Here is a 13,175-nt window from a genome sequence, read left to right as displayed (position 1 = left end):
ACAGGAGTGGTCTACTCTCGAAAAGGAACCGGCGACCACCATTGCTCAATCCGGTCAGAGATCAACTAAACCCAACCGCGCGGTTAACTCCCCTCGGAGATCATCATGGCGGACAATGACAACCCCGCTCGCACGTTCTTCGGCACTGAGCTGCGGCGGATGCGCGAGGCGGGTGGCCTCACCGGTAAAGAGCTGGCCGACGCTCTAGGCTGCACTCCTCAATGGATCAGCACCATGGAGGCCGGTCGCAAGATCTCCGAGCAGAGCGCTCTGGACCTGGACACGTTCTTCAGAACAGACGGCCATTTCCACCGCCTATGGAAGCTGGCGGGAGACATCGAGCTTACCTCTGCGCTACCACCTGGCTTTCCTGAATATGCTCAACGCGAAAAGAAGGCTTCAACGGTTCGAATATTTTGTGGTCTTCTGATCAACGGCCTGTTTCAGACGAACGGGTACGCGACCGCAATTATGGGCGCGATCGAAGGTCCAAGAACGGCCGACCTGGTGTCGAAGCGGATGGAACGGCAGGCGATAATTTCTGGTGATAACCCGCCTCGAGTCTGGCTGGTGATCGACGAGTTCGTTCTGCGGCGAGTGATCGGCTCTCCGGCCATCATGCACGAGCAATTCGGCGTTCTCCTCGAAGCCTCACACCGGCCTAACACCATGGTCCAGATCGTGCCGACCTCCGCCGGATACCACACCGGCCTCGAAGGCAGCTTCACGATCCTTGGTTTCGACGACGAGCCAGACATCGCCTACACCGAGTCAGCAGGTGAGGGGCAGCTCATCGAGCGAGCCGCGAGAGTGAAGGACAAGGTCGTACGCTGGGATCTACTTCGCGGTCACGCACTCTCCGTCGACGAGACGCGAGTCGTGATCAAAGCTGCGATGGAGGGTCCATGAAAGAAGCGTCAACGGTTCGGTGGCGAAAAAGCAGTTACAGCGGCCATAGCGGTGGCGACTGCGTGGAACTTGCCAAGTCCAACTTCATGATCGCCGTGAGGGATTCCAAAGACCCCGCCGGATCGGTACTGAACTTCAGCACTGCTGGCTGGACGACGTTCGCGCGTCGTATCAAGCACAGCGAATACGACTTGGATTGACCCGGGTCTCGGTTCTCTTGGATCAGAAGCCTCGTTGTGTTTCGTTCGGTGGGTTCAGGATCAGCTCGGCGAGGCGCCAGACGTTGGTCGAGGGGTTCTGGAGGAGGTCGTCCGCGTCGCCGGAGAGGGGGCGGGCGCGTTGGCAGGCGTCCTGTACCCCCTTCTTGAAGTCTGCGAATCTCGTCGTCGTCTCGGACCAGCCTGGCAACACCTGCGCCAGCTTCTTCTTGGCCTGCTCCGCGGACTGGAACGGGGCTGCGCAGACCTCGTGATGCAGGATCAGCCAGACTTCGAAGCACGGTGACGACAGGGCCAGTTTGACGCCACCGGCGCATGCCTCGCGAACGATCTCGGTGACCAATGCTTCATCGAGCTCGGTGTCGAGCACACACCACACTTCGTCATACTCGTCGGTCCTCCGGGCGATCGCCTCTCTGACCACGCCCAAGTGGTCTCGGTCGGGAGCGTCGACGGCGAGTTGGGGGCCCCGGCGCGTCCGCATGCCTGTGAAGTAGAGCTTCTCGGTCTTGCCCTCGCAGAGGATGAGGAAGCTCGTCTGTTCGACTCGGGAGCCGCCGGGACGGCGCGCGAGGTCGGTACACGAATCGAAGGGTTTGTCGCGGACCCGGCGTCCGCTGGGTTTAGGAGTCCTCGGAGACATCAGAGTCCTCGCGGGCCGCGATCGCGGCGACGAACAACTCGTCGTTGATCACCGGCACCGCCCCGTAGCGGCCGGCCAGGTAGCGCCGTTCGCGATTCTCGTCCTTGCGCGGTTTGAACTCCGACAGTGGGAAGAGCTCCGTAGCCCCCGAGTCGTCCTTCTCTGTGAACCACACGTGGTCGCGCTGAAGGATGCCCTGACCTTGGATCCTGCCGAGCAGCGACACATCGTGGCTGGTGAAAATCAGCTGCGCGCCACGCGGATTGGTCGCCGGATCACGGAAGAGTCCGATCAACTGTGCCGTGAGGAACGGATGCAGGCTGGAGTCCAGTTCGTCGACGACGAGCAGGGTGCCTTTGTCAAGCGCAGAAAAGGCCGGAACGCTCAATCCGTACAGAGTCTGAGTACCGAGCGACTGGTCTCTCGGCCTCAACATGACGTCCCCTGCCGCCCCCCGGTGCCGAAAGACCAGCCGTTTCCTACGCGGAGGCGTCCGTTCGAGCGTCTTCGGGTAATTCGCGATGCGCGCCGTGAACTCTTCTTCCGTCTCATCGATGAGTTCCAGGGCTTCGATCCCTGTATCCGCCGCTCGAAGAAGGGTGGAGAGGCGTTTCAGCTCCGAGGGTGACATGAAATCGTCGATCACTCGATGGCGGTACGGCCGCTGCGGGGAGAGATACCGGATGTTGGAGAACCATGCATATACCGGCCGTAGGATGTCCTGCTTTGACCGCACGGCAACGGAGAGGAACAGCACATTGGGTTCCGTCAGCTGCTCTACTTGGCGGAGTCCCTCCGGAGAGTGTTCTCCGTAGGTATAGTCGTCGCCTTTCCGATGGAAGATCGTGCGCTTCCGCTTGTTCGGATAGCTGTACATCCACTCCTCGATGATCCTCACGTCATCAAGAGCGAAGCCATAGGTATATCTGATCTTGTCGAGCTCCACGTCCACGACGAAGGTGGACGGCTCCTCACTCAGTCCCGGATCGAGTGCGAACGGATGGCGTTCTACTCCGCCGCCCGGTTCGCTCTCGCGGAAGGAGCCGTGCACCATGTCCGCCATGTACTGGAGAGCGTCGATCACGTTCGACTTGCCCGAGGCGTTGGGGCCGAAGATGCCCGCGACCGTCAGTGCTTCCCATGGGGTATCGGCGGGTGCGGCGGGCTCGTAGGCAGGCGTTAGCAGCAACTGCTGTTCATCGCGCAGCGACCGATGGTTCGCCGCGCGGAAACTTAGCAGCATGGCACCTCTAACCTCCCCTACAGAAGGCTTCCCCGCCTAGTTTGCAGGAAAACCACACGGAACGGCACTAGTAACTTTATGTAATCACAGTGGTGGGGCCGGTGTCGGGGCAACCCGCTGATCGATGCCTGATGCGGACGCTTGATTCCTGCCGGCAGAAGGGGATCCGAGCCCGCCCCCCTCCTATAGCCTGACTGACGCCGTGTCCTAGGACGGTTGTCCTGGGACAATCTGCGGCAAGTGACGGAACGGAGTGTGGACGGGACCACGATGACGGCTCAACTGCTGCGCGACCTGATCAAGATCCCGGAACGTGTGCATGCCGGGGACTTCGTCCTCAAGCTCTCCCAGGGCGTGGGCGAGGGCTCGACGCTCGACGACTACGTGGTCACCGATCAGCTCAAGGGCTGCTTTGAGTCGGCACTCAGCGTCATCGAGTCGGCGGTGCAGGGGCGTCAATCGCGTGCCGTGTACCTGGACGGCTCGTTCGGGTCCGGTAAGAGCCACTTCATGGCCGTTCTTCACGCTGTCCTACGACACCAGCCGGAAGCTCTGGAGAAAGAGGGCCTGCGGGAGGTCGTCGGCAAGCATCGGGATTGGCTGAAAGACCGGCGCTTCCTTCTCGTTCCGTATCACATGATCGAGGCCGTCTCTCTGGAGTCGGCGGTGCTCGGTGGCTACGTACGGCACGTGCGCGAACTGCATCCAGACGCTCCCCTGCCCGCGGTCTACAGGGATGAGGGCCTCCTCGCGGACGCTCGTGAGCTCCGCGTCACGCTCGGGGACGAGGCGTTCATCGCGGGGATGACCCCTGCTACCGCCGGGGACGAGGAATGGGACGCGGCCACCTGGGATTCGTCCACCCTCGACGCCGCACTGGCAGCCCTGCCAGGGGACAAAGAACGCCAGCGGCTGGTCAGCGACCTGCTCGGAAGCCATTTCAAGAGATACGCGCAGGCGGTGAGCGGCACCGACGCGTTCATCGATCTCGACCGGGGTTTGTCTGAGATCAGTCGGCACGCCAAGAACGTCCTCGGCTACGACGCCATCGTGCTTCTACTGGACGAGCTGGTGTTGTGGCTGTCTGGATACATCGGAAAGATCGAGCGCGTTCAGGCCGAGGCGCAGAAGGTGTCCAAGCTCGTCGAGTCCGCCGAGCATGACCGGCCCGCGCCCATCGTCAGCTTCGTCCCGCGGCAGCGGGACCTCCGGGATCTCGTGGGCCGGGACGTGGCGGGAGCCACGACCGCGAGCCTTTTCGACACCCTCAAATACTGGGACGGCCGCTTCGACCTGATCAAGTTGGAGGACCGCAACCTCCCCGCGATCGTCAAGGTCCGGCTGCTCCAGCGCAACCCCGACACTCCCGGTGCGGAGGGCGAGCTGAACGCCGCGTTCGAGCGCACGACCGCCACCCGGCCCGAAGTGTGGGACGTGCTGCTCGACGCACAGGGCGGCGCTTCGGACGTCGAGGCGTTCCGTGCCACCTATCCGTTCAGTCCCGCCTTCCTGCATGCGATGGTGGACATCTCCTCGGCCCTGCAAAGGCAGCGCACCGCGCTGAAGCTGATGCAGCAACTGCTGGTCAACTACCGCGACGTCCTTCCGGTGGGTCAGCTGATGCCGATCGGCGCCATCTATGACGTGCTGGCGGCCGGCGGTGACCGTCCGTTCACCGACAAGCTGCGCTCGGAGTTCGAACAGGCCAAGAACTTCTACAACGGCCGGTTGCTCCCCTACCTGCTCGCCAAGCACAAGTTGACCGTCGAGCAGTTGCCGGATCTGCCGTCACGGCACGCCTTCCGGGCCGACGACCTGGTGATCAAAACACTGCTGCTCGCCGCGCTGGTACCGAACGTGCCCGCGTTGCGGTCGCTGACGGCCGGACGGCTGGCGGCGTTGAACCACGGCTCCATCGCGACCATGCTCCCCGGACAGGACCGGTCGGTCGTGTCCAAGACCCTTCGGGACCTGGCCGGTGAGTTCGGCGAGTTCCAGGTGTCGGGCGGAGATGACCCGGTGGTCGAGGTCTCGCTCATCCGGGTGGACACCGCCGGAATCCTGCGGAGTGTCGTCAACGTCGATGACGACGCGGCCAAGCGCCGTCTGATCAAGAACCTCCTGTGGAAGGAGTTCGAGGCCCAGGAACGCGGCGAGTTCGTCACCACCCGGCCGATGGTGTGGAAGGGCACCGATCGCACGATCGAGCTCGTCTTCGACAACATTCGCGATCGCGACCGGCTCGCTGACGGGCAGTTCGTTCCCGAGTTCCCCGGCGCCGTGCGCGTCGTTGTCGACTACCCCTTCGACGAGGGCGACCACGGCCCGGCCGAGGACCGTCTGCGGTTGCGAGAGCTCCAGGAGAAGCTTGACCGGCCACTGACGTTGGCCTGGGTTCCTTCGTTCCTGTCCAAGGCGCGGATGATCGAGCTCGGTGACCTGGTCCGGATCAACTATCTGCTGGAACGCCGCGACCGGCTGGACGAGCTGACGGCCATGCTGACGGCCGACGACCGGCACCACGCCCGCACCCAGTTGCAGGCCCGCCAATCCGCCCTCACCACCAAACTGGTGGAGGCGCTGCGGCGGGCTTATGGCCTCGCCAGCCCGGACGACGCCGATCTCGGGGCCCGATCGGACGATCCGATCATCGCGATGGACTCGCGCCTGGAGTTGCGCCCGCCTGCGGGCCTGCAATTCGGCGATGCTCTCCAGCGCCTCTGCGCGCAGTTGCTCGACCACGCCTACCCCAAGCATCCCGACTTCGACCCGATGGGCCGTCGTCAGGTGATCCGAAAGAGCGAGCTGACCACCGTGCTCCGTGCCGTGGAGCAGGCGTCCCAGACCCGTACCGGACGCCTGGAGGTGCCTCGGGCCGACGTCGCGGTACTCAAACGCATCGCCGCACCGGCTGGTATCGCCGACGTCACCGAGGTCTTCGTCCTGAAGGACGAATGGAAGATGACGCTGGCGCGGCGAGCGGGTCAGGCCGGTCGTTCCACGCTCGAAGTCAAGGTCGGCGACGCCCGGCGCTGGGTCCTGGACGAGCAGCCTGGCCTTCCTCCACTGGTGGTCGACCTTGTCGTCGCCTGTTACGCGCTCCAGGACAACCGTTCCTGGCTTCGCGCCGGGCGGCCGATCCCGCCGCAGGAGCCGGGCCAGATCGAGTCCGACATGGTGCTGCGCCGCCAGGAGCTCCCCAGCGAAGAGGAGTTCGAACGGGCCGACGAGCGCGCCGCCGCGATCTTCAAGGCGGCACGGCAGCCGGTCAACACGGCTCGTGCCGTCCAGGCCGTGGCGAGCGTGATCCGCACCCAGAGCGGCGACCTTGTCACCACGGCGGAGACGCTGGTGAGGCTCCTGGAGGAACATCAGGACACACTGGGCCTGGACAATGACGCGCCCCGGCTGGTCACCGCTCGATCCTGTGCGAAGCTGCTCAACCAGCTCGCGGGTACCACCGATCCGACCAAGCTGCTCAAGGCTCTGGCCGGAGCCGACCTGCATGCGGACGGCGACATCTACCGGGTCGCGCTTGAAAGTGCTCGCGATCTGGTGGCCGTGATCCCCTCGCTGCGATGGCGCATTCTCGATCGCCTTCCGGCCGTGGCCGAAGGCACCGATCCGAGGAAGGACCAGGCGGTCGCGCTGCTGGAGCAACTGCACAGCGCCGCTCGGCACGACGAGTACAGCGTGCCGCTCAAAAAGAAGCTCATCGAAATCCAGGACGGTGCGGAAAGACTTCTTATCGAGACCGATCCGGGCCCGCAGCCGCCTCCCCCGCTGCCGCCGGATCCCGGTCCCAGACCGGGACCCGCGTTGGTGACCCGTACGGTCGCGGCCGGTGACGTCGCCGCGGTGCTCGACGAACTGCGCCGCAGTGCCGACGATCATGATGGAGCCACCTTTGAGATCAGTTGGCGGATCGTGGCGCGATGAGTCAGCGATCCACCGTCCAGAGCTCCCTTCCCGAAGCCAACAAAGGCGTGGTGGAGGGCGCGCTTCGGCATGCGCTCCGCAAAGCGGCCATGCACCGCGAGAAATACGGGGAGACCACCGGCCAGGAGCGGGTGCTCTTGCTGAGGGCCGCACCCAACTGGCGGGGCCCGCGAGAGATCGCTGTCCGTCCGGGCAAGGATGACAAGGACGTGACGGCGGTCGTACGGGCTTGTCCGACCGTGCTTTCCGTCCTCGACGCGCTCGACGAGCCCCAGGATCTCGACACGTTCCTAGTCGTCCTCACTCCCTGGGAAGGCCGTGAACTGGGCGACTCCGTATTGGCTCAGGCGCTCGGCAACGAAGTCCGCTCGATCAACCGGTGGGACCTGGTAGCGGAGGCCTTCGGAACGCGGCGTCTCGATCCGCGGCTCAGCACGAAGGAATTCCGCTGGATGGCTGAAGCGCTTCTCGACGCTCAACCAGCGGCAGGATGGAAGCGAGTCAACAGCCCCGTCCTGCAACTCGATGCCGTTCTACGCAAGCTGGCCGCCGTGCGGCTCGGCAAGGATGAGGACGAACGGCTGGACGCGGCCGCCCTGCTGGAGTGGAGCCGCGACGAGCTGCGAGTCAGTCGCTTCCTCGCCCTGTCTGAGCAGGAGCGCGTCGGACTCGCCAGCTCTCTGGAGTCATCCATCGGGCCCGTGGCGCGAGTCGTGTTCCGATTGCTCGGAAGTGGACAGGTAGGCGATGCCGTGCCCTTCGGGCTGGCGGCAGCGGAGCTCTATGCGCCGACCGCCAGGCGCCGGAAAATCGTTCACGAGGCCCGGGTCCGGGCCGAAGAACGATATTTCGGTGGTGACGCCCCGGGTGAAGCAACCCTGCTGGCCTTCGCCGAGGCCGCCGAGTCACTCACCCTTCGCTGGAACGACAACGGCCACGAGAACGAGGCTCGATCAGCCTGTGTCCGGGCAGAGCAGATCCTCGCCGAACTCCGGGCCGTCGATCTCGCGGGTGGCAGCAAGGTGCTCGACGCGGGTCTCGATGCGCGGCTGGCCGTCCTGGCGACGAAACTGCTGGCCGTACTCCCCGCGCCTCGTACGATCGACCTCCGCGAGGTCGAGACGGCGCTGGAGGCGCTCCACGAGCACCGCCGGGCGGGTGGCCGAGCGGCTGAGATCGAAACGGCTGAGGCTGCGGTACGGCTCGTTCGATGGCTCGCCAGCCCCGAAGTACCACCGGCAACTGTCGCGGAGGGGGCGTCCCGATACATCCGCCAATGGAGTTGGGTGGATCGCGCCTCCGCGACCGTGTTCAGTCCCGATACCAGCCGAGTGCTGATGGCCGAGGCCGCTTACACCGCGGCCTTCCAGGCGGTGCGAGCGCGGAGAGCGGAACTCGACCGGGTGTTCGCGGATCGGCTGGCCGCCTGGACGTCCGCGTCCGCCGCCCCCGAACGCCTGCTGCTGGTCGAGAACCTGCTCGCACAGATCGCCAGACCGGTCGCCGAGCGCGGGGCCCCACTGATCATCGTTCTCGATGGCATGAGCGGCGCCGACGCCTGTGCGCTGGCCGAAGAAATCTCTGCTCACCGTCAGTGGCGCGAAGTGGGACGGGAAACGGACGGGCGAGAGCCCGCGATCGTCACCATCCCGTCCACGACCGTATTCTCACGAGCCAGTCTCCTCTGCGGGAAACTCACGTCCGGCGGCCAATCGCATGAGCGCAGTGGATTCTCGGCTCTCTGGAGGGGCCGGCAGAGTGCGCTGTTCCATAAGGCAGGGCTGGGCACCGGACCGGGCGCTGATCTGAACGCCGAACTGCAGGCTTCCCTGCAGGATACGAGCGTGGTCGTCGGTGTCGTTTTGAACACCATTGACGACGCTCTGAGCGACGACCACCGCGTCAACGCACCGACATGGCGGCTCCATCAGATCGACTACCTTCCGAGGTTGCTCAGTGCGGCAGCAGCGGCCCGTCGACCGGTGATCCTCACTTCCGACCACGGGCATGTCCGGGATTTCGGCGACGGCAACCGTCTCATGGAGGCCGAATCGGCACGGTTCCGCTCCGGTGATCCAGGCGAGGGAGAGCTGCGGATTCAGGGCCCGCGTGTCTTGGCCACGGGAAAGGAGGTCACCGTGCCGTGGGACGAGCGAATCCGCTATGTGCCGCGGCGTGCCGGTTATCACGGCGGAGCGTCACCTGCCGAGATGGTCGTTCCTGTTCTGGTCTTCATGCCCTCTGACGTTCCAGCGCCGAAAGGCTGGTTCGAGTACGACAATGCGGGCTTGCACGAACCGCTCTGGTGGAATCCGCTACCCGCACAGGCCGCTCCCGCCCAGTCGCTGCCGCTGCAAGCAGAACCGGCATCAGCCACCGACGACGGAGCGTTGTTCAGCATCGGAGAAGCGTCGGCGGCCGCATCTGGAACAGGCACCAGGGTGGTCCAATCCGATCTGTACGCCGCGCAGAAACAATTCGTCAGGAAACCGCCCGCCGACGAGATCGTGGCCACCTTGATCGACGCACTGGCGGAGGCCGGGGGGAAGCTGCCCACCACGGCAGCCGCCGCCTTGATCGGCCAACCGTCGTTCAGGATGGCCGGTTTCCTGTCCGCCGTCGGCAGGCTTCTCAACGTCGACGGCTATCAGGTGATCGCCGAAGGTGACGCCGGACGTACCGTGGAGCTGGATGTCCGGCTACTGTCGCTGCAGTTCTTGGGATCGTCATGAGCCCTGCGCAGGTCAGCGCCGCCCGGCGCCGCGAGGTCATCGACGCGCTGCGGCGTGGCACGGTGCCGCAGGCCGGGCTGGACCTGTTCGCAGTGGGCCTGGAGCGCTTCGAAAACGCTCTGGACGAGGAGTTGACGACCGTCGCCGGGGGCGGCGCTGTTTTCAAAGCGGTGCGCGGAGAATATGGCTCAGGCAAGACGTTCTTCTCCCGTTGGCTCGCTGAGCGCGTAAAACGGCAAGGATTCGCTGTAACGGAGATACAGATCTCCGAGGCCGAGACTCCTCTGCACCGGCTGGAGACCGTTTACCGGCGGCTGGTCGAGCGGCTCTCCACATCCTCGCATCGGCCGAGCGCCCTCCGGGAAATCATCAACGGCTGGTTCTACACGCTGGAGGAGGACGTTCTCGCATCCGGAACAGTCCCAGCTGATGCGCAGGGCATGCCTGATCCCGTCGCTCTTCAGCAAGGTGTGGACGATCTCCTCGAACAACGTCTGACCACCGTCGCCCGGACGACCCCGGCCTTCGCCGCCGCACTCCGTGCCTATCGCAGGGCGAGGCTGGCCGAAGACACCGCCATCGCCGAGGGCCTGATCGCATGGATCGGAGGCCAGCCCAACGTGGCCGCCGCGGCCAAACGGGCCGCCGGGGTGAAGGGCGATCTTGATCATTTCGGCGCTCTGGGTTTCCTTCAAGGCCTGCTGACCGTCCTCCGGGACTCCGGCCATCCCGGGCTGTTGCTGGTCCTGGATGAGATCGAGACCCTGCAGCGTGTTCGCAGTGACGTCCGGGAGAAGGGGCTGAACTCTCTGCGGCAGCTAATCGACGAAATCGACGGCGGCCGCTTTCCCGGGCTCTACCTGATGATCACCGGAACCCCGGCCTTCTATGAGGGACGCCAGGGCGTGCAACGACTGGCTCCTCTGGCTCAGCGGCTGGCAAGCGATTTCGGCGATCCGCGATTCGACAACCCGCGAGCGGCGCAGATTCGCCTGACCGGTTTCGACCTGGCCAAACTGGTGCGGCTGGGGCTCGTCGTCCGTGACCTCTACGGTTCGGGCGCGAGTCCCCGAGTCAGGTCAACGGTCGACGATCAGTACGTGGAACAACTGGCGCTCGCCGTCACCGGCGAACTCGGGGGACAGATCGGAATCGCGCCGAGAATCTTCCTCCGAAAGCTCGTCGAACAGGTCCTGGATCGTGTGGACCAGTTCGACGACTTCGACCCCCGCGAGCACTACGCTCTGACACTGACCACGGCGGAGTTGACCGAAGTCGAGCGTAACGCTTGGAGCCAGCGGGCCACCGACGCCGACGCCATCACGCTGGACCTCGACGGGCCATGACGATCGACGCACTCCATCCCTCCCTGGCGCACCACATCGTCAACTCGCTGGGATGGAGTCGGCTCCGCCCACTTCAGGAGACCGCTGTCGAGCCTCTCATCGCCGGTGAGGACGCGCTCCTGCTCGCGCCGACCGCAGGCGGTAAGACCGAGGCCGCCGTCTTCCCGCTGTTGACCCGGATGTCAGCGGGCGGATGGGGTGCGCCTTCGCTGCTCTACCTGGCACCGCTGAAGGCCCTGCTCAACAACTTGTTGCCACGTCTCGAGACGTACACCGGCTGGGTCGGGCGTCGTGCCGCGGTCTGGCACGGAGACGTGACCTCCGGCGGCCGTGTACACCTCCTACGGGACCCACCTGATCTGTTGCTCACGACCCCGGAGTCCCTGGAGTCGATGCTGGTGAGCACGAAAGTCGATCACCGCCGCTGGTTCTCGGCCCTGCGGGCCGTCGTGGTCGATGAGGTGCACGCTTTCGCGGCCGACGATCGTGGCTGGCACATGCTGGGTGTGCTCGAACGGGTGACGCGAATCTCCGGGAGGCCTCTCCAACGAGTCGGCCTGTCCGCAACGGTGGGCAATCCCACCGAACTGATGGCCTGGCTCGAAGGCTCGGCCGTGTCCTCCAGAACAGGTCGTATCCTCGCGCCAGGTCTCTCCGTCACAGCCAACCCGACCAGTCATCCCATCGTCGCTGAGTTGCCTTCCGCAGCCTCACCGTCGGGAGACGTACAGCTCGACCATGTCGGATCCGTTGCCAATGCGGCCAAGGTGATCGCCGCATTGCACCAAGGTGAGAAACGGCTGGTCTTCTGCGATTCCAAGAAGCTCGTCGAGGAGCTCGGCGCCGCGTTGAGAGCGCGGGGGGTCACGACCTTTCTTTCACACGCGTCCCTCGCCGTAGATGAGCGTCGTCGGGCGGAAGAGGCGTTCGCCGAAGCACGGGACTGCGTCATCGTTTCGACCAGCACGCTGGAACTCGGTATCGATGTGGGCGACCTCGACCGGGTGATCCAGATCAACGCGCCAAGGTCGGTCGCTTCGTTTCTCCAGCGATTCGGCCGTGCTGGACGGCGTCCCGGCGCCGTGCGCAACTGTCTCTTCCTCGCTCTGGACGAAGGCGGGTTCCTTCAGTCGGCAGGGTTGCTCTTGCTTTGGGCTCGAGGGTGGGTGGAGCCGGTCATCCCGCCACCAGATCCTCGCCATATCGTTGCTCAGCAGGTCCTGGCGTTGGCCCTTCAGGAGCAGAGAGTCGGCACAAACCTGTGGCCGCAGTGGTGGGGGGAGTTCGGCCCGTTCGGCAAGCCGGCAACGCCGATCGTCGAACACCTCGTTGCGCAAGGCTTTCTCGACTCGGACAACGGCCTGCTTTTTGTCGGACCCGAGGCAGAGAAACGGTTCGGCCGCCGCCACTTCATGGAACTCACCACGGCTTTTACCGTGCCTCCCGAGTTCACTGTCCTAGCGGGTCGTGAGGAGATAGGTCGTACTGATCCTGCTCTGCTGACCGAGAAGGTCGATGGTCCTCGACTTCTCCTCCTGGCGGGACGGAGCTGGCGTGTCGGCTGGATCGATTGGAAACGGCGCAGATGTTACGTTGACCCTGCCGATGGAGGCGGAAAGGCACGCTGGATCGTCCCGGGATTGAGCGGCGTGTCCTTCGCGCTGGCCCGTGCAGTTCGTGAGGTTCTCCTTGGATCGGATCCCCCGGTCCGCATGACACGAAGGGCTGAACTGCTGCTTTCCTCCGTCCGCGAAGACGCCCTCGACACAATCGATCCAGTGGGCACAGTGATCGTCCGGTCGGGAGGTGACCTTCGCTGGTGGACCTGGGCCGGGTACCGAGCAAACGCCACCCTCAAGACCACCCTGAGCTCAGTCACTGACCCTGGGCAACGCGTCGAGGACTTTTCGATCCGCCTTCACAGCGAGTTGAACCGAGCGGATTGGGAAGCTGCGCTCGAGGGTGCTCGCGATCATCCATGCCTGCCTCATGCAGAGGACGCCGCCTTGGAAGGACTGAAGTTCAGCGCAGCGCTGCCACGTCACCTCGCTGAATACACGATCTCGGCACGGATCGCCGACCTACCGGGGGCCCAGCTCGTTTTGGCGGAGCCGCACCGCTTCCTGTCGAATCCGTGAGCGGGGG

8 protein-coding genes are annotated in these 13,175 nt (G+C 64.7%); 6 read left to right on the top strand and 2 right to left on the bottom strand.

The genetic code is table 11. The features are described from left to right. Window positions 1-105 precede the first annotated feature (105 nt). Both ACGFNU_RS08005 and ACGFNU_RS08000 read left to right on the top strand, forming a co-directional pair. Window positions 106-909 carry a helix-turn-helix domain-containing protein gene (locus tag ACGFNU_RS08005; RefSeq protein ID WP_392591308.1) on the top strand — a complete coding sequence of 268 codons (804 nt, stop codon included), beginning with the start codon at window positions 106-108 and terminating at the stop codon, window positions 907-909. Further along, a complete protein-coding gene (locus ACGFNU_RS08000) occupies window positions 906-1,109 on the top strand; it encodes a DUF397 domain-containing protein (RefSeq protein WP_392591306.1) in 204 nt (67 codons plus the stop codon). Before ACGFNU_RS08005 ends, ACGFNU_RS08000 begins: the two co-directional genes overlap by 4 nt. Before the next feature lie 22 nt (window positions 1,110-1,131). Here ACGFNU_RS08000 and ACGFNU_RS07995 read toward each other — a convergent pair whose 3' ends face one another. Both ACGFNU_RS07995 and ACGFNU_RS07990 read right to left on the bottom strand, forming a co-directional pair. Further along, entirely contained in the window at window positions 1,132-1,770 is a 639-nt protein-coding gene (locus tag ACGFNU_RS07995) for an RloB family protein (protein ID WP_392591304.1), read from the bottom strand. Beyond that, the gene (locus ACGFNU_RS07990) at window positions 1,751-3,013 is read right to left on the bottom strand and encodes an ATP/GTP-binding protein (protein ID WP_392591302.1); all 1,263 of its coding nucleotides are present in this window, start codon (window positions 3,011-3,013) and stop codon (window positions 1,751-1,753) included. Before ACGFNU_RS07990 ends, ACGFNU_RS07995 begins: the two co-directional genes overlap by 20 nt. A gap of 240 nt (window positions 3,014-3,253) precedes the next feature. On the opposite strand from ACGFNU_RS07990, the gene ACGFNU_RS07985 reads away from it, so the two are divergent. The 4 genes from ACGFNU_RS07985 to ACGFNU_RS07970 are packed head-to-tail and all read left to right on the top strand — an operon-like array spanning window position 3,254 to window position 13,168. Continuing rightward, window positions 3,254-6,952, top strand: coding sequence for a phage resistance protein (locus ACGFNU_RS07985; RefSeq protein ID WP_392591301.1), 3,699 nt, complete (start codon window positions 3,254-3,256; stop codon window positions 6,950-6,952). Next, entirely contained in the window at window positions 6,949-9,684 is a 2,736-nt protein-coding gene (gene pglZ / locus ACGFNU_RS07980) for a BREX-2 system phosphatase PglZ (RefSeq protein WP_392591300.1), read from the top strand. The genes ACGFNU_RS07985 and pglZ overlap by 4 nt, the downstream gene beginning before the upstream one ends. Further along, window positions 9,681-11,030 (top strand): BREX system ATP-binding protein BrxD, encoded by a 1,350-nt coding sequence (brxD, locus tag ACGFNU_RS07975; protein WP_392591299.1) that lies wholly within the window; start codon window positions 9,681-9,683, stop codon window positions 11,028-11,030. Before pglZ ends, brxD begins: the two co-directional genes overlap by 4 nt. Then, window positions 11,027-13,168, top strand: a complete 2,142-nt coding sequence (locus ACGFNU_RS07970) for a DEAD/DEAH box helicase (RefSeq protein ID WP_392591297.1) — start codon at window positions 11,027-11,029, stop codon at window positions 13,166-13,168. Before brxD ends, ACGFNU_RS07970 begins: the two co-directional genes overlap by 4 nt. Window positions 13,169-13,175 lie beyond the last annotated feature (7 nt).

This window comes from Spirillospora sp. NPDC048911, assembly GCF_043198015.1.
Classification (GTDB): domain Bacteria; phylum Actinomycetota; class Actinomycetes; order Streptosporangiales; family Streptosporangiaceae; genus Spirillospora.
This window is presented reverse-complemented; position numbering and strand designations above follow the sequence as displayed.